This is a genomic window from Xanthomonas sp. JAI131 (assembly GCF_013410075.1).
Lineage (GTDB): Bacteria > Pseudomonadota > Gammaproteobacteria > Xanthomonadales > Xanthomonadaceae > Xanthomonas_A > Xanthomonas_A bonasiae.
This window is the reverse complement of record NZ_JACCCN010000006.1, coordinates 156,574-179,237: the sequence shown is the minus strand read 5'-3', so window position 1 is coordinate 179,237 and position 22,664 is coordinate 156,574. Positions and strand designations below refer to the sequence as shown.

Annotated in this window: 20 protein-coding genes; 11 read left to right on the top strand and 9 right to left on the bottom strand. The window is 69.3% G+C overall.

The genetic code is table 11. From position 1 onward, the window contains the following. Positions 1-121: 121 nt before the first annotated feature. Positions 122-595, bottom strand: coding sequence for a hypothetical protein (locus HDC36_RS22215; RefSeq protein ID WP_179571034.1), 474 nt, complete (start codon positions 593-595; stop codon positions 122-124). Between the two features lie 177 nt (positions 596-772). Between HDC36_RS22215 and HDC36_RS22210 the strand changes: the two genes are divergently transcribed. Together HDC36_RS22210 and hemB are read left to right on the top strand one after the other, a co-directional pair. Further along, positions 773-1,021, top strand: a complete 249-nt coding sequence (locus tag HDC36_RS22210; protein WP_053839316.1) for a hypothetical protein — start codon at positions 773-775, stop codon at positions 1,019-1,021. Between the two features lie 209 nt (positions 1,022-1,230). Further along, positions 1,231-2,223, top strand: coding sequence for a porphobilinogen synthase (gene hemB / locus HDC36_RS22205; protein WP_179571033.1), 993 nt, complete (start codon positions 1,231-1,233; stop codon positions 2,221-2,223). A gap of 156 nt (positions 2,224-2,379) precedes the next feature. Here hemB and HDC36_RS22200 read toward each other — a convergent pair whose 3' ends face one another. Further along, positions 2,380-3,384, bottom strand: a complete 1,005-nt coding sequence (locus HDC36_RS22200) for an NAD-dependent epimerase/dehydratase family protein (protein ID WP_179571032.1) — start codon at positions 3,382-3,384, stop codon at positions 2,380-2,382. Between the two features lie 93 nt (positions 3,385-3,477). Here HDC36_RS22200 and HDC36_RS22195 point away from each other — a divergent pair, with 93 nt between their 5' ends. Then, entirely contained in the window at positions 3,478-4,365 is an 888-nt protein-coding gene (locus HDC36_RS22195) for a LysR family transcriptional regulator (RefSeq protein WP_179571031.1), read from the top strand. A gap of 184 nt (positions 4,366-4,549) precedes the next feature. On the opposite strand, the gene HDC36_RS22190 is transcribed toward HDC36_RS22195, so the two are convergent. Next, entirely contained in the window at positions 4,550-5,302 is a 753-nt protein-coding gene (locus HDC36_RS22190) for a DNA/RNA non-specific endonuclease (protein ID WP_179571030.1), read from the bottom strand. 196 nt (positions 5,303-5,498) lie between these two features. On the opposite strand from HDC36_RS22190, the gene HDC36_RS22185 reads away from it, so the two are divergent. Then, on the top strand, positions 5,499-8,003 hold the full coding sequence (locus HDC36_RS22185) for a sulfite reductase flavoprotein subunit alpha (RefSeq protein ID WP_179571029.1): 2,505 nt from the start codon (positions 5,499-5,501) through the stop codon (positions 8,001-8,003). A 224-nt stretch (positions 8,004-8,227) separates the two neighbouring features. On the opposite strand, the gene HDC36_RS22180 is transcribed toward HDC36_RS22185, so the two are convergent. Beyond that, positions 8,228-9,127, bottom strand: coding sequence for a PD40 domain-containing protein (locus HDC36_RS22180; RefSeq protein WP_179571028.1), 900 nt, complete (start codon positions 9,125-9,127; stop codon positions 8,228-8,230). A 52-nt stretch (positions 9,128-9,179) separates the two neighbouring features. Between HDC36_RS22180 and aroE the strand changes: the two genes are divergently transcribed. From aroE to dinG, 3 genes are all read left to right on the top strand, one after another. Next, positions 9,180-10,028 carry a shikimate dehydrogenase gene (aroE, locus tag HDC36_RS22175; RefSeq protein WP_179571027.1) on the top strand — a complete coding sequence of 283 codons (849 nt, stop codon included), beginning with the start codon at positions 9,180-9,182 and terminating at the stop codon, positions 10,026-10,028. 43 nt (positions 10,029-10,071) lie between these two features. Next, positions 10,072-10,398, top strand: a complete 327-nt coding sequence (locus tag HDC36_RS22170) for a hypothetical protein (RefSeq protein WP_179571026.1) — start codon at positions 10,072-10,074, stop codon at positions 10,396-10,398. A 360-nt stretch (positions 10,399-10,758) separates the two neighbouring features. Further along, on the top strand, positions 10,759-12,858 hold the full coding sequence (dinG, locus tag HDC36_RS22165; RefSeq protein WP_179571025.1) for an ATP-dependent DNA helicase DinG: 2,100 nt from the start codon (positions 10,759-10,761) through the stop codon (positions 12,856-12,858). A gap of 18 nt (positions 12,859-12,876) precedes the next feature. Here the strand turns inward: dinG and HDC36_RS22160 are convergent, their stop codons facing one another. Next, positions 12,877-14,142 carry an alginate lyase family protein gene (locus HDC36_RS22160; protein ID WP_179571024.1) on the bottom strand — a complete coding sequence of 422 codons (1,266 nt, stop codon included), beginning with the start codon at positions 14,140-14,142 and terminating at the stop codon, positions 12,877-12,879. Between the two features lie 285 nt (positions 14,143-14,427). On the opposite strand from HDC36_RS22160, the gene katB reads away from it, so the two are divergent. Beyond that, positions 14,428-15,951 (top strand): catalase KatB, encoded by a 1,524-nt coding sequence (katB, locus tag HDC36_RS22155; RefSeq protein WP_218848647.1) that lies wholly within the window; start codon positions 14,428-14,430, stop codon positions 15,949-15,951. Positions 15,952-16,024: 73 nt separating this feature from the next. After that, the gene (locus tag HDC36_RS22150) at positions 16,025-16,570 is read left to right on the top strand and encodes an ankyrin repeat domain-containing protein (protein WP_179571023.1); all 546 of its coding nucleotides are present in this window, start codon (positions 16,025-16,027) and stop codon (positions 16,568-16,570) included. An 81-nt stretch (positions 16,571-16,651) separates the two neighbouring features. Here HDC36_RS22150 and HDC36_RS22145 read toward each other — a convergent pair whose 3' ends face one another. Both HDC36_RS22145 and HDC36_RS22140 read right to left on the bottom strand, forming a co-directional pair. After that, entirely contained in the window at positions 16,652-17,401 is a 750-nt protein-coding gene (locus HDC36_RS22145; RefSeq protein ID WP_179571022.1) for a CPBP family intramembrane glutamic endopeptidase, read from the bottom strand. A 223-nt stretch (positions 17,402-17,624) separates the two neighbouring features. Continuing rightward, on the bottom strand, positions 17,625-18,848 hold the full coding sequence (locus HDC36_RS22140; RefSeq protein WP_179571021.1) for an MFS transporter: 1,224 nt from the start codon (positions 18,846-18,848) through the stop codon (positions 17,625-17,627). Positions 18,849-18,940: 92 nt separating this feature from the next. Between HDC36_RS22140 and HDC36_RS22135 the strand changes: the two genes are divergently transcribed. Both HDC36_RS22135 and HDC36_RS22130 read left to right on the top strand, forming a co-directional pair. Beyond that, complete coding sequence (locus HDC36_RS22135) at positions 18,941-19,405, top strand: helix-turn-helix domain-containing protein (RefSeq protein ID WP_179571020.1); 465 nt, start codon at positions 18,941-18,943, stop codon at positions 19,403-19,405. Between the two features lie 238 nt (positions 19,406-19,643). Continuing rightward, positions 19,644-21,224, top strand: a complete 1,581-nt coding sequence (locus tag HDC36_RS22130; protein ID WP_179571019.1) for an SDR family oxidoreductase — start codon at positions 19,644-19,646, stop codon at positions 21,222-21,224. Positions 21,225-21,326: 102 nt separating this feature from the next. Here HDC36_RS22130 and HDC36_RS22125 read toward each other — a convergent pair whose 3' ends face one another. After that, the gene (locus HDC36_RS22125; protein ID WP_255432868.1) at positions 21,327-21,854 is read right to left on the bottom strand and encodes a hypothetical protein; all 528 of its coding nucleotides are present in this window, start codon (positions 21,852-21,854) and stop codon (positions 21,327-21,329) included. 116 nt (positions 21,855-21,970) lie between these two features. Further along, a complete protein-coding gene (locus tag HDC36_RS22120) occupies positions 21,971-22,396 on the bottom strand; it encodes a hypothetical protein (RefSeq protein WP_179571018.1) in 426 nt (141 codons plus the stop codon). Positions 22,397-22,664: the final 268 nt, after the last annotated feature.

The following is a 22,664-nucleotide window of genomic DNA, read 5'->3' as shown; positions in this document are numbered from 1 at the left end:
ATAGCTTACCAAGGGTTCCCGGACGGCGGTCGTCTGTGCCTGGGCCGCCGCGGCGACTCAGGGCACGGTGAAGCCGGACGCCGAGGAGGCGGAAACCGCCGGGATCACTCTCCCAAGACGCTCAGCGTTCCTGCGCCGGCAACGGCGGTTGGGGCTGTGGCTCTTGCGCCTTCGGCACCTGCGCCCCCGGCGGCACCCAGATCGCCATGCCGGCGGCGCGTTTCTGCGTGGTCGGGATGCCGATGCCCAGGCCGCCGCCGACGTGGCCGCCGTAGCTGCCGGCGCCCACCGACACGCCGCCGCCGGAGCGCTGCGAGGCCACGCCCATCAGTACCACGCCGTTGGCGCCGAGCTTGGCCGCCTCGCGCTTGAGCCGGGCCATCGCCGCATCGGTCTGGCCCTGGGTGCCGAAGCCGGCCGCGCTGGACGATTCGAGCTGGGCGATGTCGACCGCGCCGAGCGGCGGGGTCGAATAGATCTGGACCAGGGCCGGGTCGATCGGGGGGCGCGGCGCGCCGACCATCACCTTGGAGGAACTGGCGCAGCCGGCCAGCGCGAACAGCAGCGCCAGCGGCAATAGCGGTCGGACGTTCATGGCATCACCCCTGGGAATCGGTTCACGATGCGATGATAGGCGCGATCGGTGAACCGCGGCGCACCCGCCATCGCCGCCACCGTGGCACGCCCGCCGTGAGTCCCGTGCCAAGAGTTGGCTTGCGCCGCCGGGGCCGCGCGCTATGGTGCGCACTGGCATTCAGCGTAGGGCGACGGCATGGGCTTGATCAGTCTGTTGTGGGGCATCGTGGCGTTGCTGTGGATGATCCTGGCCTTCATCCCGCTGCTGGGCTGGGGCAACTGGTTCGTGATCCCGTTCGCCGCGGTCGGCGCGATCATCGCCGCGATCGGGCTGCTGTTCACTTCGGCCCCGAACCGCGGTCGCGCCAAGACCGGGCTGATCCTCAACGGCCTGGTGATCGTGGTCGGGGTGATCCGGCTTAGCCTGGGAGGCGGAGTGATCTAACGGCATGCCGGCGCATGCCGGGCACGGCGGCATGCTGTGTTGCAGCAGTTCCCGTCCATCTGCGGCCGGCAGGCGTAAAATTCGGCGGTGACGACCGCTGCGGTGGCCGTCACCGTTCGCGCCGGTGCGTGCGGCGCGGCTCGGCAGACCGGGCGTCGCCTCGCAGTGCCGCGTGCGCGACGTCCGACCCGTCCCTGCAGGAGCCTCGCGTGGCCCATCCCCATTACCGCCCCCGGCGCATGCGCCGCGACGACTTCTCGCGCCGGCTGATGCGCGAGAACACCCTGACCGCCGACGACCTGATCTGGCCGGTGTTCGTGCACGAACTGCCAGGCCGCGCGCCGATCGCCTCGATGCCCGGCGTGGAGCGGCTGTCGATCGACGACCTGCTGAAGGAAGCCGAGACCGCGCTGGAACTGGGCATCCCGGTGATCGACCTGTTCCCGGTGATCGACCCGTCCGGCAAGAGCCTGGACGCGGCCGAGGCCTGGAACGAGGACGGCCTGGCGCAGCGCGCGGTGCGCGCGCTGAAGGCGCGTTTCCCCGAACTGGGGGTGATGACCGACGTGGCGCTCGATCCGTACACCACCCACGGCCAGGACGGCATCATCGACGCACGTGGCTACGTGCTCAACGACATCACCGTCGAAGCGCTGGTCAAGCAGTCGCTGTCGCACGCGCAGGCCGGCGTGGACATCGTCTCGCCCTCGGACATGATGGACGGGCGCATCGGCGCGATCCGCCGCGCGCTGGATGCCGAGGAGCATCTGCACGTGCGCATCATGGCCTATTCGGCCAAGTACGCCTCGGCGTTCTACGGCCCGTTCCGCGACGCGGTCGGCAGCGCCGGCAACCTCGGCAAGGCCGACAAGAGCACCTACCAGATGGACCCGGCCAACGGCGACGAGGCCATGCGCGAAATCGCGCTGGACCTGGAGGAAGGTGCCGACATGGTGATGGTCAAGCCCGGCATGCCGTACCTGGACGTGGTGCGGCGGGTGAAGGACGAATTCCGCGTGCCGACCTTCGCCTACCAGGTCAGCGGCGAGTACGCGATGCTCAAGGCCGCCTTCGCCAACGGTTGGCTGGACGAGCGCAAGTGCGTGCTGGAATCGCTGATGGCGTTCAAGCGCGCCGGCGCCGACGGCGTGCTGACCTACTTCGCGCCGCAGGTGGCGCGCTGGCTGCGCGAGGCGCGCTGAGGCGGTAGCGTTCTTGCGATTCAGATCATGCCGCTTTGTTGTAGGAGCGGCTTCAGCCGCGACAGGGCTCTACCGGTAGCACCCTGTCGCGGCTGAAGCCGCTCCTACGACGGCATGATGCGCGCAGGCAAAAACGTGCGGGCGTCGGTGATGCATTTACGCGGACGGATGCGCCATCGGCATGGAAGCCGCTGCCGGCAGGCAGCCCAACCCGAGCAATGTCGCCTCCACCGCGTCGTCCAGCGGCGTGTGCGGCTCTTCGCCGAGCGTCTGTAGCAGGCGCGTATTGCGCATGCGCAGCGGATGGCGCCACAGCGGGCGCATCTCGCGCAGTTCGCGCGCCAGCGGCCAGAAGGGCATGGCCAGGGTCAGCAGCCACCACGGGAAGCGGCGGGTCCGTGGCGGCGCCATGCCGTGGCGGTGCAGTGCGCGTGCGATCGCCGCCGCCATTTGCGTGCCGTCGGCGTCCCAGTGTCCGTCCATGTGCAGCCGCGCGAACGCCGGAAGCGCATCGCGCTGCTGCAGCAAGCGCAGCATGGTCCGCGCCACGTCCGGCACGTACGCCCATTGATGGCCGATGCCGGGATCGCCCGGCAGCGTCACGCTGGCGATCGGCTGCCCTGCTTTCACCAGTCCCTGCGCGAACCAGCTGTTGCCCACGCGTGGGCCGAAGAAGTCGCCGGCGCGCACCACGATGACCCGCGTACCGTGCGCGGTCGAAGCCTGCAGGCGCCGCTCCAGCTCGACCCGGATCGCGCCCTTGCGCGTAGCCGGGGTCTGCGCGGCGTCTTCGTCCGGCGCCGGGTAGGCATCGAGGCCGTAGTTGTAGACCGTGCCCGGCAGCACGATGGTCGCGCCCTCGGCGCAGGCCGCGGCGATCGTGTTGTCGATCATCGGCAGCACCAGCTCGGCCCAGCGCCGGTAGCCGGGCGGATTGACCGCATGCACGATCGCCGCGCAGCCGCGCGCCGCCTGCAGCACGTCCTCGCGGCGCATCGCGTCGCCGCGCAGCCAGTGGATGCCGTCGCGGGTGTCGCTGGCGGCCGCGAGTCCGCGTTGCAGGGCGCGCACCTGCCAGCCGGCGTCGCGCAGCTGGCGCGCCAGCTCGCCGCCGATGCCGCCGCTGGCGCCCAGGACCAGGGCGGTGGATGTCGTTGTCATGCGGGGACTCCGTTGCGGGGAATGCGATCAGTGTGATCACCGCCGCATAGCAAAGGAATTGGCGAACATCGGCGATCGGCTATACATTTATGTATGGACAATGCCATCGGTTGGGAGCTGTACCGGTCTTTCCTCGCGGTGCTGGAGGAGGGGTCGCTGTCCGCGGCGGCACGTGCGCTGGACCTGACCCAGCCCACCGTGGGACGGCATGTGGCGGCGCTGGAAAAGGCGCTGGCGGTGCCGTTGTTCGTGCGCTCGCAGAGCGGATTGCTGCCGACCGACGCGGCCCTGGCGCTGCGCGGCCATGCCCAGGCCATGCGCAGCATCGCCGCGTCGCTGCAGCGCGCGGCCGGCCGCCACGGCGAAGCGGTGCAGGGCACGGTGCGGATCTCCGCCAGCGAGGTGATCGGCGCGGAAGTGTTGCCGCCGGTCTTGGCCGGCTTGCGCCGCGCGCATCCGCAGCTGCGGCTGGAACTGGTACTGAGCAACCGCGTGCAGGACCTGCTGCACCGCGAAGCCGATGTGGCGGTACGCATGACCCGGCCGCAACAGGATCCGCTCATCGCCCGCCGCATCGGTGAGATCGCGATCGGCCTGTACGCCGATCGCGACTACCTGGCACGGCATGGCACGCCGCAAGACCTGGACGAACTCGGGCAGCACGCACTGGTCGGCTTCGATGCGGAGACGCCGTTCCTGCGCGCCGCGCGCACCGGGCTGCCGCAGTGGCGCCGCGAGGCGTTCGCGCTGCGTGCCGACAGCGACCTGGCGCAGCTGGCCTTGATCCGCGCCGGCTGCGGCATCGGCTTCTTCCAGGCGGCCCTGGCCCGGCGCACGCCGAGCCTGCTGCCGGTGCTGCCGCAGCAGGTGCGGCTGGGCCTGGAGACCTGGATCACCATGCACCAGGACCTGCGCGGCAGCGCGGCCTGCAGCGCCGTGTTCGCGGCGCTGGTGGAAGCGATGACCGCGCACGTGGCCTGAGCGACGCGCGCGGCGATTCGCTGGTGATTCGATGGGCGAGCCGCCTGTCTGCGGAAATGCGGTCTGCGCGTGCGAATGCATCTGCAGACCGCCTTCGCAGCGCTACATGCAACTACGGTATCGACACAGTCTCAGTAGGCGATGCGGCTACGAATCCCCAATCCCGAATCCCCAATCCCGGCTTTCAGGGCATCGTCAACGCGATCGGCGTGGACTTCATCGCCGCGGAGATCGACGGGAACGGGTCGACGCTGGCCATGGTGATCACGTCGTCGATCGACACCACATCGCAGGTGATGCTGTCGTCGTTCACGCACAGGTACGCGGCCGCGCCCACGCCCGGCTCGTACACTGCCTTCCACACGTAGTCCGCCACTTCCACCTTGTCGGTGCCGATGGTCGTCACGTTGTCGTCGAAGGCCGGGCCGGTGACCACGTAGATCTCGCCGCGCTGCTTGGCCAGCTGCCGCACCTGCTCTTCGATCCGCGCCCATTCGCCGGTGTTGAGCTTGTGGTCCTGCGGGACCACGTTGGCCATCGAGAAGGTCTCCTTCTCCGAGCTCTCGGTCGAGGCGTCGCCGGCCGGGGTCATGTGGCCGCGGTCGAACCCGGTGTTGGTGTAGTCCGAGCTCTTGGAGCGGTCGGCGGCGGGAATGGCGGTTTCCTCGTGGAACGAGCCGACCCGGCCGATCGCCTCGGCGCCGGCGACCTGCTGGTCGGTCAGGTGCTCGGCCGAGTACAGCGGGCCCTTGGTCACGCCCGAGGCCAGGATCGCGTATTCGGTGTGGCAGACCTCGGTGGTGCGGGCGGTCAGCGAGGCGTCCACGCTCGGCGGTTTGCCGCCTGCGTACAGCGTGGCGCAACTGGTGGCGGCCATCGCCGTTTGGGCCGTGAACAACGCAAGCAGAACCAGACAACCGCGCAGGGAGAAGGACATCGCGTACCTCGCTAGCCAAGGGGGAGTGAAGAAACTGGCGAGGGGCGATGTCGTTACGGTGACTGTTGGATGTGTCGCGCATGGCAAACGCGCTGCCGGTCACGTTTGCGGGTAGACGACGCGGGCCGGCTCGAGGCGGATCCGATAAGCGTTCTCATTTACAATGCGCGGCCGCCTTCCGAACGTGTCCTGCGCCGTGACCAAGAAGCTGTTGTTCCAGCTGCACTGGCTGTTCGGCATCAGCGCCGGGCTGGTGCTGTCGGTGATGGGCCTGAGCGGGGCCACGCTGGCGTTCGAGGACGAGATCGTACGCTGGGCCAACCCGCCGCTGGCCGAGGCGGCCGCGCGCCATGCGGCCGGCGAGTCGCCGTTGCCGCTGGCCGAGCTGGCGCGGCGTCTGGACCTGGGCGGCACGCACCGCACCACGCGCATGTTGATCGACCCCACCGGCACGCGTCCGTCCAACGTGCGCCTGGCCGGCCGCGACGGCGGACGCCTGTACTTCGATCCCTATACCGGACGCACGGTGGCGGAGCCGCGGCTGACCGGTTTCTTCGCCTTCGTCGAGGACCTGCATCGGCGCCTGGCCGCCGGCGAACGCGGCAAGGCGGTCACCGGCGCCTGCGCGATCGCGCTGCTCTTCTTCTGTCTGTCCGGGCTGTACCTGCGCTGGCCGCGGCAGTGGTGGAGCTGGCGCGCGTGGTGGGTGGTGGAATGGAAGCGGCAGGGCCGCAGTTTCCTGTGGAGCCTGCATTCGGTGATCGGCACCTGGTGCCTGGCGATCTACCTGTCGATCGCGCTGACCGGGCTGTACTGGTCCTACGACTGGTACCGGCAAGGGCTGGTGGCGGTGCTCGGCGGCGAACGCGCGGACAACGAGGGCGGCGGCCGTGGCGGCAAGCCGCCGGCGGTGGACTATGCGCGGCTGCAGGCCACGCTCGATGCGCTGCCGGACGTGCGCCGCGCCTATCTGGACCTGCGCCTGCCCAGTCGCCCCGGGCAGCCGCTCATCGCACGCTACCTGGCCGCCGATCCGGTGCACAGCCGGGCCTTCGACGGCCTGGAGATCGATCCGCGCAGCGGCCGCATCCTGCGCCGCCTGGACTACCGGCAGCAGCCGCTGGGCCGGCAATTGCTGAGCAGCGTGTTCGCCCTGCACACCGGCAGCTTCTTCGGCCTGGCCGGGCGCGTGGTGGTGATGCTGGCGAGCCTGTGCATGTCCCTGTTCTTCGTCACCGGCTGGCTGTTGTACCTGGACCGGCGACGCAAGAAGCGCGCGTTGCACACGGCGCGGCGCGATCTGGCGTCGCCCGTGCTGGACGCCGCCGAGCCGTGGCTGGTGGGGTTCGCCAGCCAGAGCGGATTCGCCGAACGGCTGGCCTGGCAGGCCGCCGGCCAGCTGCAGGCGGCCGGCGTGCCGGTGCAGGTGCAGTCGCTGGCGCAGCTGGATGCGGCGCAGTTGCGCGGTGCGCGGCGCGCGCTGTTCGTGGTCAGCACCTTCGGCGACGGCGAAGCGCCGGACCCGGCGCGCGCCTTCGAGAAGAAGGTGCTGCGCCAGGCGCAGGCGCTGCCCGACCTCGGCTATGCGCTGCTGGCCCTGGGCGATCGTCAGTACGCGCGCTTCTGCGGATTCTCGCGCCGGCTGGAGCAGTGGCTGGCCGCGCAGGGCGCGCAGGCGCTGTTCCCGGCGGTGGAGGTGGACAACGCCGATCCGCAGGCGCTGGCGCAGTGGCAGCGGCAGCTATCCGCGGTCACCGGTGTGGCGGACGCGGCGCCGGAGTTGCAGGCGCCGCCGGCGCTGGAGTGGCACCTGGCCGGACGCACCCTGCTCAACCCCGGCAGTGCCGGCGCGCCGGTGTGGCGCATCGATCTGGCGCTACCGGCACAGGCGCAGTGGCAGGCGGGCGACATCCTGGAAGTGCAGCCGTGTCACGCCGCGGATGCCGTGCGCGCCTGGCTGGCCGCGCATGGCCTGGCAGCGGACACGCCGCTGCGCGCTGCTGGCGTGCTGCGGCCGTTGCAGGCGGCGCTGGCCGATCGCGAACTGGCGCCGCCCGGGGACGCGCACGATCTGCAGGCCTGGCTGGATGCGCTGCCGCAGCTGCCGCTGCGCGAATACTCGATCGCCTCGGTGCCGGCCGACGGCCTGCTGCAACTGGTGGTGCGCCTGACCCGGCGCGACGACGGCAGCGCCGGCCTGGGCTCGGGTTGGTTGTGCCTGCACGCGCCGCTCGGTACCGCGGTGCAGGCGCGGGTGCGCGCCAACCCCGGTTTCCGCCGACACGGCGCCGCCCCCTTGCTGCTCATCGGCAACGGCACCGGCATCGCCGGCCTGCGCAGCCTGCTGCGCGAAGCCGAGCAGGCCGGTGTGCATGGGCACTGGCTGCTGTTCGGCGAACGCAATGCCGCGCACGACGCGCTGTTCGGTGCGGAACTGCAGGCATGGCAGGGCAGCGGCCACCTGCAGCGGCTGGACCTGGCGTTCTCGCGCGACCAGCCGGACAAGCTCTACGTGCAGGATCGCCTGCGCGACGCCGCCGACGAAGTGCGCGCCTGGCTCGCGCGCGGCGCCACGCTGCACGTCTGCGGCAGCCTGGACAGCATGGCCCGCGGCGTGGATGCGGCCTTGCGCGAGATGCTGGGCGAGGATGCGCTGGATGCGCTCAGCGCGGATGGGCGGTATCGGCGCGATGTGTATTGAGGTCTGAGGCAGGTGGAGCGGTTCGGTGAGTTCTTGGCCCCGGATCGAATTCGGTGGCGTTGCTTCCACCGCTGCGTCTGTCGCGGCTGAAGCCGCTCCTACAAAGGCAGCGGAGGCGCGCGGCTTTTTTGTAGGAGCGGCTTCAGCCGCGACCAACTGCATCAGCGATCGCGTGGAAACGGAGATGCCAGCACGCGCAGGCTTCGCCAGCGAAGCCGTCGCCGTCAGCGCGCACCCGCACAATCGCCGCTGCCGCTCGCAGCCGGTGCCTTCATTCGGTACACATCGAGCTTGCCGGCCTTCGGTGCGCGCGCGCTGCCGACCAGCAACAGTTCGCTCGGCTTGGAGGCATCCAGCACCGCACCGCGGGTGTCGCCGTCGGCGCCGTTGAACGACAGCGCCAGCGGCTGTGCCTGCACGTAGTGCCCACCGGCGCACTGCGCGAGCAACAGCTGCGCGCCCTGCGCCTTTCGCGCTCGCGCGAACACCAGCGCGCGGCCGTCGCCCAGCCAGGCCGCGTCGGTTTCGTCGTCGGCGCTGTTGATCCCATCCAGCGCCTGCGGTTGGCCGAAGGCCTGGCCCTGCAGCCGCGCCACGAACAGGTCCATGCCGCCGGCGCCGCCGTGGCCGTCGCTGGCGAACAGCAGCCGGGTGCCGTCCAGCGACAGGGTCGGCGCGCGCTCGTCGCCGCGCGAGTTCAGCGCCGCACCCAGGTTCTGCGGCGGGCCGTAGCGGCCGTCGGCCAGCACCGGCGCGCGGTACAGGTCGCTGCCGCCCTGGCCGCCGGCGCGGTCGGAGGCGAAGTACAGCCAACGCCCGTCGGCGCTGAAGAACGGGCCGCCATCGGCATCGGGCGAGTTCAGCGGCGCCGGCAACGGCTGCGGGTCGACCCAGCGTCCGTCGCGCAGCGTGGCCTGCCACAGGTCGCCGCCGCCGGGCCCGCCCGCGCGGTCGGGGCTGGCCCAGACGATGCGTCGTCCGTCGGCGGAAACGCTGGCGCGGGTCTCGTCGGCCTTGGTCGAGACCACGCCCATGCCCTCGATGCCGAACTCGGAAAGCGCGAACGCCGGCGGCGCGCAGAGTAAACTCGCGGCCAGCGCGAGCGGCAGGGCGGGGGTCCGCATGTCGGATTCCTTCGGATGTCGCGACCAGTCTAAAACAACCAACGAGCGTTCCATGCCCACATCCCGCTATGCCGTGTTCGGCCATCCCGTCACCCATTCGCTGTCGCCGCGCATCCATGCCGACTTCGCCAAGCAGACCGGCATCGCCCTGCAGTACGACGCGATCGACGCCCTGCCGGACGGCTTCGCGGCGGCGCTGGCGGCCTTTGCCGCGGAAGGTGGCGTGGGCGCCAACGTGACCCTGCCGCTGAAGGAAGCCGCATACGCGCTGAGCGTGGTCCACAGCGAGCGCGCGCAGCGCGCCGGGGCGGTCAACACGCTCAGCTTCCGCGACGGGCAGTGGCACGGCGACAACACCGACGGCGCCGGCCTGGTGCGCGACCTGACCGGGCGCAACGGCCTGGACCTGCGCGGCCGCCGCGCGCTGCTGATCGGTGCCGGCGGCGCCGCGCGCGGCGTGGCGCCGGCGCTGCTGGAGGCCGGCGTGCAGCAGTTGCTGATCGTCAACCGGTCGCCCGAGCGCGCCGATGCGCTGGTCGATGCGCTGGGCGAACCGGCACGGGCCATTTCCCGCTACTGGGAAGACCTGCGCGAACTGGGCGACTTCGAACTGATCGTCAATGCCACCGCCGCCGGCCGCGACGACAGCGCGGGATTCTCGCTGCCGCTGTCGCTGGTCAACAGCATGACCCTGGCGGTGGACCTGAACTACGGCGAGGTCGCGATTCCGTTCCTGGCCTGGGCGCGTGCGGCGCATTGCCGCGATACCGTGGACGGGCTGGGCATGCTGGTCGAGCAGGCGGCCGAGAGCTTCGAGCGCTGGCACGGCGTGCGCCCGGACACCGACCCGGTCTACGCCGCGCTGCGTGCGCGCGACGCGGTGCTGGTCAGCGCCGACTGATCTTGCGCCCCGGCGCTGTTTTCGTGGCTAGACGGAGATTCCGATGGACGATGGATTCGTGATGCAGCTGTTGACCACGGTGGGCTTCCAGCTGCCGATCCTGATCGTGCTCGGCACCGGCCTGGTGCTGCTGGCCACGCGCCGCCCCGGCCGCGCCCGCACGCTGGGCCTGTGGGGCTTGAGCCTGCTGCTGCTCGGCGGGCTGTGCGGCACGGTGACCTCGCTGCTGCCGATGTGGATCGTCGCGCAGGGCGGGAACTTCTCCAGCTACGCCGTCTGGTACGGCATGCTGCAGGCGGTGTTCACCCTGCTGCATGCGGTGGCGATGCTGCTGGTGGTGCTGGCGCTGCGCCTGGCGTTGCCGCGCTAGAGCGCGTCATCGATTCCCAAGTAAGTCGCGTTGGGTCTGTCAGGTCGCCAGCCGGTGCTGCGTGGCGCAGCGCCCGACTGGCGGTCGGGTCAAGCCGCGCGGCGCAGGCTGCTGGCGGCCTGATCGGCCCAACCCGCAGGGCCGCTCGTGTGCGCCCTCGGCGCTACGTCATCGCCTGGGTGGAACCCTCCTCCGCGCCTTCTGTTGCTTGCCTCGTGCGGCACACGAGCGGCGCGGTCTGCTTGGGGATTGATGACGCGCGCTAGGCCGCGTGCGGCGAGCCGTTCACCTTTCCCCGGCACGCGGCGGCCAGACCTGGGAAAATAGCCAGCCGATCCCCGGCACGAGCAGACAGGCGGCATGGAAAAGGCAGCACCCACGCGGCAGTTGACCGACGAGATGAAGGCCGGCATCCGCGACGCCTACACCAAGCTGCAGGCCAACACGCCCGGTTTCATGGTGCGCCGCGCGCAGAGCCAGATGATCGGCGTGGTCTCGCGCGCGCTGGGCACCTCCGGCGGCGTCGGCGTGGCCGAGGCGCCGACCGGCGTCGGCAAGAGCCTGGGCTATCTCACCGCCGGGGTGCCGATCGCGCTGGCCAGCAAGAAGAAGCTGGTGATCAGCACCGGCACCGTGGCATTGCAGTCGCAATTGGTGGAACGCGACATTCCCGCCTTCCTCAAGGCCACCGGCATCGAGGCGACGGTGGCGCTGGCCAAGGGCCGCACCCGCTACCTGTGCGCGCGCAACGTCGCCGAGCTGCATGGCGACGCCGCGCAGAACAGCATGTTCGAGGACGAGGCGCCGCTGTACGACCGCCCGCTGAGCCCGGCCGAGGCCGAGCAGGCGCGCACGCTGGCCAAGGCCTACGCCGACAAGACCTGGAACGGCGACCTGGACGCCGCGCCGGAACCGATCCCGGCGTCGCTGCGCGCGCGCATCACCACTAACGCCGCCGGCTGTGCCGGACGCCGCTGCTCGTTCGCGGTGCAGTGCCCGGTGCTGAAGGCGCGCAGCGACGTGCGCGATGCGCAGATCGTGGTCACCAACCATGCGCTGCTGCTGTCGGCGCTGGCGTTGGGCGACAGCGACAACGGCCAGCCGCTGATCGCGCCGCCGGCGGACATGCTGCTGGTGCTCGACGAAGGCCACCACATCGCCGGCGTGGCCATCGACCAGGGCGCGGCCAACCTGGCGCTGGACGACATGGCGCGGCGCACCGGCCGCCTGCAGGCGCTGGTCGGCGCCGCCTATCGGCTGGCCGACAAGGACACCATCGGCAACCAGTTGCCGAACGAAGCGATCGAACTGGCGACCCAGGTCAGCAAGGGGCTGAAGAGCTTCCGCGCCGAGATCGAACGCGCCTGGGTGCCGGACCCGGGCCAGGAAGAACCGATGTGGCGCGCGCCCAACGGGCGCCTGCCCGAGGACTGGAAACCCTTCATCGATGCGCAGGCGCAGGACACCGCCGCGCTGCTCAACTGGGTGCAGGCCGCGCATCAGCTGGTGGCCAAGTCCAAGCAGGAGGACGCGGCCAAGGAGCGCCTGCAGCGCAGCCTGGGCATGGCCCTGGAGATGGTCGAGCAGCAATACGCGCTATGGCTGGGCTGGCGCCGCGAGGACCAGGACGGGCAGGCGCCGATGGCGCGCTGGATCACCCTGTCGCGCGATGCCGACCTGGTCTGCCATTGCTCGCCGGTGTCGGCCGCGCAGGTGCTGCGCGCGCTGTTGTGGAGCGAAGTGGACTCGGCGGTGCTGACCTCGGCCACGCTGACCGGCGGCGGCGATTTCCAGGCGCTGGCGATCGACAACGGCCTGCCCGCGCATGCGGAAATGGTGTCGCTGTCCTCGCCGTTCGACCTGCCCAACCAGGCCGAACTGATCGTGCCGAAATTCCCGGTGGCGCCGGACGACCGCGAAGGCCATCCGCGCGAGGTCGCGCGCTACCTGGTCAAGGAGCTGGACTGGGGCAAGGGCTCGATCGTGCTGTTCACCTCGCGCTGGAAGATGCTCAAGGTCGCTGACCTGTTGCCGATCGCGCAGCGCAACCGCGTGCTGGTGCAGGGCGATGGCTCCAAGTCGCAGATGATCGGCGAGCACATGCGCCGCATCGGCGCCGGCGAGGGCTCGGTGCTGTTCGGTCTGAATTCCTTCGGCGAAGGCCTGGACCTGCCGGGCGAGGCCTGCACCACCGTGGTCATCACCCAGGTGCCGTTCGCGGTGCCGACCGACCCGCAGACCGCCACGCTCGGCGAATGGTTCGAAAGCCGCGGCCTCAACGCCTTCAACCTGATCGCGGTGCCGCATGCGCTGCGTACGCTGACCCAGTTCGCCGGCCGCCTGATCCGCAGTTCCAGCGACCACGGCCGGGTCATCATTCTCGATTCGCGCCTGCTGACCAAGCGCTACGGCAAGCGCATCATCGATGCGCTGCCGCCGTTCAAGCGGGTGATCGGGTAGCGATCGCGAAGGCCGGCGCTATGGCGTCTGCTGCAGGCTGTACAGCAAGGTGCCGTAGCCGAGCTGGTCGTAGCCGCCGCTGTTGGGGCCGTAGTCGCCGCCGCCGCCCTCGGCGCGGACCTTGGCGGCGAATCTGGTCAGGTACGGTGCCTTGAGGCCTTTCAGCACCACGTAGTGGTTGTACAGCAGCTCCCATTCCGGGCGCAGCGTGCCGCGCCCGTTCGGCGAGAGCGTCGTCTGCGTGACGTCGCTGTTGCTGTAGGGGGTGTACGGCAGCGTCAGGGTGTCGTCGCAGCGGTCGCCATCGGTGTCGCAGACGTTGTAGGCGGCCACGTATTCGGCGCCCTTGAGCACGCGGTTGTCGTCGTAGCCGAACAGGTCCTCGCCCTGGCTCCAGGCCATCTGGCACAGCGAACCGAGCAGCGCGATCACCAACGTGGCATGGCCCTGGTCGCGTCCGCTCTCCTGCACCTGGCCCATGCCCTGCGCCGGATACAGCTTCCAGATCGCCTTGGCCAGGCTGCCATTGCCGGCGCCGTGCTTGAAGTAGTCGATCGCCTCGTCGTACAGGTCCGCGCGGTCGGTGAGCACGCCGATGGCGAGGATCGCATTGAGCTGCGCCAGATCCCAGTTCGCCCAGTAGTGGTCGATCTGCGCGTTGTTGTGGCGGACCAGGAAGTCGTGATTGATCGGATAGAACACGTCGAGCAGCGTCCGCTTGAAGCGATTGAAGTCATCCCTGTTCCAGCCGGTGTAGTCGCGCATCAGTTCGCCGGCATTGGCGAATTCGTAGCCGTAGATGCCGGCGGCCAGCGCCGCGTCGCTGGTGCCGCGGATCGCGGTGAGCTTGCCCGACCAGGCATTCATGATCTCCACCGCCTTGTCGGCATAGCGGCTGTCGCCGCCGAGCTTCCAGCGCAGCGCCAATGCATAGGCGGCCGCGGCATCCCGGTACAGCCGTGTGTAGTTCTCCGGATGCTGGCCGTCGTAGCCGCGGTAGACGATCTCCACAGGACGCGGCTTCCAGTCCAGCGAGGCATGCGGGTTGGCGATCAGGCGTTCCCATCCTGCTTGCCAGGGGGCGGCGGAGAGGGTGAGTTTTTCCCGGATACGGGCCAGATCCTGTGCGCTGTGCAGCAAGCCGGGATGTGCGAAGGTCAGGGTCGCTGCATCGGCCTCGGCGACGAGGGCGGCCATGCACAGCAGCAACAGCGCGATCCAGCGCAGCGCGCCGCGCGCGCGCGAACGGCGCTCTTCTACACGCACAGTCGTGTGGTCATGCATCGGAATCTCTCCTGGGTTGGCGGCGGCGCGCAATGCGGCTGCGCTCGGCGCGCGAGGCACGGCAGGTTCGCCGGCATCGTCTACATTTTGATGTCGGTTTTCCGTTGCTGCGCTGCGCATGCGATGTGTGTCGTCGAACTTGCAATGCATCGCCCACGCTATCGGAGACCGCAATCACATTGCCGGCGCCGTATCTGCCGCGCCTATCGCTTCCATAGCAACTAACGAATTCTCCGCGCACGGCGCTACCGCCATCATTCAGCTCCCTCAACACGAGCTGACGCCATGCGCCCTGGAACACTGTTGGTGCTCGCCCTGCTGTCGCAGACCCTGATCGTCCCCGCCGGGTTCGCGCAGTCCACGCTCACCCGCGACAACGGCGCGCCGGTCGGCGACAACCAGAACTCGCAGACCGCCGGCGTCACCGGCCCGACCCTGCTGCAGGACGTGCAGCTGATCCAGAAGCTGCAGCGCTTCGACCGCGAGCGCATCCCCGAGCGCGTGGTGCATGCGCGCGGCACCGGCGTGCATGGCGAGTTCACCGCCAGCGCCGACATCTCCGACCTGACCAAGGCCAAGGTGTTCGCTGTCGGCGCGAAGACCCCGGTGTTCGTGCGCTTCTCCTCGGTGGTGCACGGCAACCATTCGCCGGAGACGCTGCGCGACCCGCATGGCTTCGCCACCAAGTTCTATACCAGCGAAGGCAACTGGGACCTGGTCGGCAACAACTTCCCGACCTTCTTCATCCGCGATGCGATCAAGTTCCCGGACATGGTGCATGCGTTCAAGCCGGATCCGCGCACCAACCTGGACGACGATTCGCGCCGCTTCGATTTCTTCTCGCACGTGCCCGAAGCCACGCGCACGCTGACCCTGCTGTACTCCAACGAAGGCACGCCGGCCGGCTACCGCTTCATGGACGGCAACGGCGTGCATGCCTACAAGCTGGTCAACGCGCAGGGCGAGGTGCACTACGTCAAGTTCCACTGGAAGTCACTGCAGGGCCTGAAGAACCTGGATCCGAAGCAGGTGGCGCAGGTGCAGGGCAAGGACTACAGCCACCTGACCAACGATCTGGTCGGCGCGATCAAGCAGGGCGACTATCCGAAGTGGGACCTGTACATCCAGGTACTGAAGCCGGAAGACCTGGCCAAGTTCGACTTCGATCCGCTGGACGCGACCAAGATCTGGCCCGACGTCCCCGAGCGCAAGATCGGGCAGATGGTGCTGAACAGGAACGTGGACAACTTCTTCCAGGAGACCGAGCAGGTGGCGATGGCGCCGGCCAACCTGGTGCCGGGCATCGAACCGTCGGAAGACCGCCTGCTGCAGGGCCGCATCTTCTCCTATGCCGACACCCAGCTGTACCGCGTCGGCACCAACGGCCTGAGCCTGCCGGTGAACCGGCCACTGGTGGCGGTCAACAACGGCAATCAGGACGGCGCGATGAACGCCGGCGCCACCGCCAGCGGCGTCAACTACGAACCGAGCCGGCTCAGCCCGCGTCCGCAGGATCCGAACGCGCGCTACAGCCAGCTGCCGCTGTCGGGCACCACCCAGCAGGCGAAGATCGTCCGCGAGCAGAACTTCAAGCAGGCCGGCGATCTGTTCCGCAGCTACAGCAAGAAAGAGCAGCAGGACCTGATCCAGAGCTTCGGCGAATCGCTGGCCGGCACCGACGACGCCAGCAAGCACATCATGCTGTCGTTCCTGTACAAGGCCGATCCGGCCTACGGCAGCGGTGTCGCCCGCGTCGCCAAGGGCGATCTGGCGCGGGTCAAGCAGCTGGCCGCGCAGTTGCAGGATTGATCGTTCGCTGCGCAGCGCGGCGGCGCCTCCCCCACGCCGCGCTGCGCTGCGCCTTCTTTGTCGGAGACCGAGCATGCGTCGCTTCCTTCTTCTCGTCCTGAGCCTGGTCGCCGTCTCGGCGACGGCCGCGCCCGCACCCGCCGACCCAGCCAAGGTCCAGGCGCAACTGCGCGACTACTTCTTCGATGCCGCGCGCGAAGGCCGCCAGGACATGCTGGCCGAGTTCATCCGGGCGCACTACGACCTCAACACCCGCGACGACAAGGGCTATACCGCGCTGATCCTGGCCGCCTACCACGGCCAGCAGCCGGCGGTGGAGCAATTGCTGCAGGCCGGCGCCGATCCGTGCGCGCAGGACAGGCGCGGCAACACCGCGCTGATGGGCGCGATCTTCAAGGGCGAGCTGGCGATCGCCAAGCGGCTGATGCAGGCCGATTGCGCGCCCGACCAGCGCAACAACGCCGGGCAGACCGCAGCGATGTACGCGGCCCTGTTCCAGCGCACCGAAGTGCTGAAGGAGCTCGCTGCCAAGGGCGCCGATCTGCAGGCGAAGGACGCGCAGGGCAACGACGTGGCCAAGCTGCAGCGCGGCGAGTTCGCGCAGGCGCCGCTGCGCTGAACCGCATGCGGACACCGGCGGTGCGCGCGGGCATGGCCGCGCTCCGCGCGCTCAGCCGACCGTGCCGCCATGCGGGCTCGTTCAATGCGGCGGCCACAGCGCAGCGAAGATGCACGCGTTCATCGCCAGGTTGAAGCTGGCATGCGCGGCCATCGCCGGGAACAACGAACCGCTGCGGCGCCGCAGCCACGCGAACAGCAGCGCCGTGCAGAACATCAGGCCGACCCACAGCGCAGCGGACAGCGGCAGCAGGCGGATGCCGGCCGCGGTCGCCAGCAGTCCGTGATGGCAAAGATGCACCAGGCCGAACCACAGCGCTTCGATGCAGGTGCTCGCGCGTAGCGAAAACCGCTCTTCCAGCGCGCGTTGCAGCAGGCCGCGGAAAAAGATCTCCTCGCCGACCGGGCTGAACAGCAGCGCGGGCACGGTGGCCACCAGAAACAGCTGCAGCGTGCTGAAACCCTGGTGGGGAATCGTGTCGCGGTAATTGCGCGCGACGCTGACGAACCAGTTGTCCTCGCCGCTGCCGAAGGCGATGGCGCCGAGTGCGAAGCATGCAAGGGCCGCCAGCGCCCCCAACGCGAGCGACGGCGCGAACCAGGCGAGCCGTATCGGCCGCACCAATCCGATCTGCTGGTGCCCTGGACGGGACAGCAGCAGCCACGGACTCGCTGCCATGCACACGAAGCCGAGCGGCAGCAACCAGCGCCAGTGCGCCGGCGCCAGCGTGCCTGCCGCACGCATGGCGGCGAAGACCAGCGCCAATGCCACGGCAACAGGCAACCCGCGCGCGCTGCTGAACTTCCACGACAGACGCGAGGTCAGGGACACGGGCCGATCTCGCTCGATGTGGGTGCGCTGGTGCGCGTAGGGCAGGCTACTGTGCTGGTGCTCGGCCACGCAAGCGTGCGATCACTGGAGAGGCTGCAACAGACGCGCGGGAGCGTCAGTCGCCACAGACGCTACCGGTGGCGCTTGTGACAAGGAATGGCCGAGGCCACCCGATGTCGTTCCCAAATGCCCCGCCAACGGCGGTTGCGCGCGACGACGATGGCTAGCGAGCGGGTTCCGCCGGCATCCAGCGCAGCGTCGCCGCCCAGAACAGCAGCGCCGCCGCGCTGGTCGCCGCCCCCAACATGCACACGCCCGTCCATCCGGCATGCGCATAGGTGGCGGTGGCGGCGATCGCGCCCAGGCCGCTGCCGAGTGCGTAGAACAGCATGTAGCCGGCCACACGCCGGCTGTGCGCCTGCGCGTCGCCGCGGAAGATCAGGCTCTGGTTGAGGACATGGATGGCCTGACCCGCCATGTCTAATGCGACGATGCCGAGGATCAGTGCCGACAGCCAGCGCATGCCCAGCGCCAGCGGCAACCACGAGGCCAGCAGCAACGCCAGCATCAGCCCGCTGCAGCGTTGCGCCCAGCCACGGTCGGCCCAGCGCCCGGCGCGCGCTGCGGCCAGGGCGCCGACCGCCCCGACCAGGCCGAACGCGCCGATCGTGGTGTGCGAGTACGCATGCGGCTGCGCGCTCAGCGGCAGCACCAGCGCGGTCCAGAACACCGAGAAGCTGGCGAACATCAGCAGCGCGATGCCGCCGCGGATCTGCAGCACGCGCTCGTGCGCCAGCATGTGCAGCATCGAGCGCAGCAGGGCGGCGTGGCCGGGCGGCCGTCGCGGCGCAGGCAGGGCGGGCAAGGCGTGGCGCAGCCACAGCAGCAACAGCAGCGTCAGCGCCGCGGATGCCGCATAGACGCCGCGCCAGCCGGCCAGGTCGGCGATGACGCCAGCCAACACGCGCGCCAGCAGCAAGCCGATCACCACGCCGGCCTGGGCCGCGCCGACCACACGGCCACGTTCGGCCGGTGCGGCGCTGGCCGCGGCGTAGGCGATCAGGCCCTGGGTCATCGCGGTGCCGAGCAAGCCTACGGCGAGCATGCCGGCCAGCAGCGCCGGCAGCGTCGGTGCCGCGGCCACCGCCAGCAGCGCGGCCAGCAACGCGCCGGCTTGCCACAGCATCAGCGGGCGCCGCGCATGGCGGTCGCCCAGCGGCACCACCAGCAGCAGCGCCAGCGCGCAGCCGGCCTGGGTCGCGGCGATCACCCCGCCGGCAGCGCCCTGACCGATGCCGAACTCCGCCGCCAACGCGTCGAGCAGCGGCTGCGCGAAATAGACGTTGGCCACACTGGCGCCGCTGGCGCAGGCGAACAGTGCCACCTGCGCGCGGCGCAGCGCGGGCTCGGGCTGGGGGTTGGGTACGGTCGGCACGGGGCTGTGCATGGCTAACTGGTTGCAATAAAAAACCACTGACAGGGTGTCGATTTTGGTTTTAAAATGCAACCGGATGCCGCACTCGGCGAATGGGAGCCAGCATGGCCAGACGCAGCAAGCACCCTGCCCAACCATGCCCGGTGGCGCGTTCGGTGGAGCTGATCGGCGAGCGCTGGGCGCTACTGATCGTGCGCGATGCCTTCGACGGTATCTGCCGGTTCGGCGATTTCCAGCGCAGCCTGGGCATGGCGCGCAACATCCTGGCCGATCGCCTGCGCCTGCTGGTCGAGGCGCAGATCCTGGCGCTGCGGCCGGCCGCCGATGGCAGCGCCTATCAGGAGTACGCGCTCACCGAAAAAGGCGAGCAGCTGTTCCCGCTGCTGCTGGCGTTGCGGCAATGGGGCGAGCGGCACCTGTTCGCGCCGGGCGAGGCGCATTCGCGCCTGCTCGATCGGCGCACCGGCAAGCCGCTGCCGGCGATGCTGCCGCGCGATGCGGCAGGCCGTGCGCTGAAGCCGCGGCAGACGCTGGTACGCAAGGTCGAGGCGCCTGCCGACGGCGCATGAGCGCGGCGGGGGTGTTGGGACGCGCGCAGGATCGGGACGCAATCCGGGGCCGACATGGCGCCGACACCCCCGGATCGGCGAAAATACCGTCTGGCCGGCCTGTCCCGGCCCGTTGCAACGCTCCCTGCGCTGCCGTTGCCCGTTCGCCGCAAGCGCCGGGCGTGCTGCATCGCCGCCCTTTCGTCGGCTTGCTGCCGCGCCTTCGCCACGGCTCGCCGCCGCTCATTCCGGATCCGTCTTGAACACCACCGCCTCGCCCCCTGCCACCGACGCCCTGCCCCTGACCGAGCGCCTGCGCGTCGCCCTGGACCTGCTCGAAGCCATCGATGCCGACCGCAGCGTGCTCGACGCGCTGCCCGAGGCCGACCGCGTGCGCCTGCACCAGGTCGTCGCCAAGGTCTATCACCCCGAGCCCAAGGCGCGCCGGCAACTGCTCAAGCAGCAGGCGCGCGAACGCCACCAGGAAAAGGTGCGCAAGGCCGAAGCGCTGCTCGAGCAGACCGGCATCCGCGCGCTGCGGCGCAAGCCGGTGTTCAGCACGCCGAACTACTTCCCGCCGCATGCCGCCGGCCTGCACGACGCCAGCAATGGCGCGGCCGAGGAACCCGCGGCGGCGCAATCGCCCGAGCTGCGCCACTGCTACGTGTGCAAGCAGAAGTTCACCCAGCTGCACCATTTCTACGACCAGATGTGTCCGGCCTGCGCCGAACTGAACTACTTCAAGCGCACCGAGACCGCGGACCTGCGCGGGCGCGTGGCGCTGCTGACCGGCGGCCGGGTCAAGATCGGCTACCAGGCCGGGCTGAAGCTGCTGCGCGCCGGCGCCGAGCTGATCGTGACCACGCGCTTCCCGCGCGATTCGGCCGCGCGCTACGCGCAGGAACCGGATTTCGCCGAGTGGGGCCACCGCCTGCAGGTGTTCGGCCTGGACCTGCGCCACACGCCCAGCGTCGAAGCGTTCTGCAGCCAGCTGCTGGCCACGCGCGAGCGGCTGGACTTCATCGTCAACAACGCCTGCCAGACCGTGCGCCGGCCGCCGCAGTTCTACGCGCACATGATGGCCGGCGAGACCGCCGCGTTGCACGAACTGCCCGAGCACGTGCGCCGCCTGGTCGGCCACTACGAAGGCCTGCGCAGCCCGGAACTGCTGCCGGCGGCGTCGGCGACCACGCTGTCGGCGGGCCAGGGCCATGGCATCAGCGGCGCCGACGGGCTGACCCGTGCCGCCGAGCTGTCGCAGGTGCCGTTGCTGGCCGACGAACTGCTTGGCCAGCAGCACCTGTTTCCCGAAGGGCGCCTGGACCAGGACCTGCAGCAGGTGGACCTGCGCGGACGCAACTCGTGGCGCCTGCTGATGGCCGAAGTGCCGTCGGTGGAATTGCTGGAGACGCAGCTGGTCAACGCCATCGCCCCGTTCATCATCAATGCGCGGCTCAAGCCGCTGATGCTGCGCACGCCCGAGCGCGACAAGCACATCGTCAACGTGTCGGCGATGGAAGGGCAGTTCTACCGCAACTTCAAGACCACCCGGCATCCGCACACCAACATGGCCAAGGCCGCGTTGAACATGATGACCCGGACCTCGGCGGCCGATTACCAGAACGACGGCATCCACATGAACAGCGTGGACACCGGCTGGGTCACCGACGAGGACCCGGCCGAGATCGCCGCGCGCAAGGTGCAGGAAGAACGCTTCCACCCGCCGCTGGACATCGTCGACGGCGCCGCGCGCATCGTCGACCCGATCATCCACGGCTTCAACACCGGCGAGCACGTGTGGGGGCAGTTCCTGAAGGATTACGCGCCGACCGATTGGTGAGGGGCGGCGTGGTCCACGCCAACCGGTCTGCTTCCATGATCGTGGCGATCTGACGATCGCCGCGGCCATCCCGACGGGGCGGCGGCGTGCTTTTTTCGGAGATCAGCCGCCGGCGACCGCACGGTGCATGGTGCCACTGTAGCCCCAGGCGAATTGATACCACTGATCGTCAGGGGAAACGTCGAGATTGTTCACGGTGCGCTGCCAATAGACGATCATCTCGTCCTTGGAGGTCCGCGCAAGCGTGAATGAGGACGACTCAACCCAGACGCCATCCTCGTCCCGTCCCGAGGTGGTGCTGTAGATGAGCGCATGCGGGCCGGAATTGCGCATGCGGAACTGCCCCGGCTTCATTTCTTGCCACGATCCCTTGACCACGTTGTAGACCCGCACTTGCCAGCGGGAAATGACGAAGCGAAAGCGTCTCGGAAAGCCTGCGCTATCCACGTAGCGGGGCGCGTCGAATCCGTCGAGCACACCTTCCCACGTGCCCTGGAAATCGAATTTGGCATCGCTCGGGTGGGCAAGGACGGGGCGTGGCCGATACGTGTAGAGCGGCGCCGTCACGGTGGCGCAGGACGTCAGAAGAAACAACGCAAGCGCAACCGTCCAGCGTGTGCATGCTTTCATGGGAAGTGGCATCCGATTCGATCAACCAGCGCAGCCGATTCGATTTGGGTGGGTTACAAGAGACGCATCTGGATCAGAACGATTGGACGATGCGCTTGAGGCTCGCCATATTCGTCTCAACTGGATGGATCGGAGGCGGCCGTGGAGGCGGCCTGGCCGCTTTCGCGGCCCCAGAATTCCACCATGATGGTCATCAAGGTCCACACGAGCAGCGTGGGTTGCACCTTGTCGGGCAGCAGATCGTGCCCCTTGAGCATGATGTCGATCATCTGCGGCATCGTCAGCGCCAGCAGCAGTGTGTAGACCGCATACGCGATCCTGTGCCGGCTGTTGGAAATGAACAGGATGGAGATGACCGTGCTGGCGAGGATGGCCAGCACGACGCCGAACCGCCAGCCGTCGAGCCGTTCCGTACCGGTGAGCACCAGGCCCAGCACGGCGCCGAAGAACGTGTTGATTCCGCTTAGATTCGCCTGGTATTCGCCATTGGACATCTTGCCAAGGCCGGTCTTGCCGAAGATACCGCCGAACTTCTTCCACATGAGACATCCCCTTTGTCTGCCACGTGACGTATGTCGTCTGTTCCCGCTGCATCGAGCGTTCGACGCTGCCTGCGCCCCCGCGCGGCATCGGCCATATTCCCCGTTCCCGGCCCGCCTTGCCAACCCTGCGGCCAGCGGCCAACTCTAGCGGAGATTGGAGACGCCCACAGCGCGATCGCCGCCCGCGCGGATGCGCAAGGCGCGGGAAGAGCGTTTCCATCCGCCGCTGGACATCGTCGGCGGCGTCGCGCGCATCGTCGAGGCGATC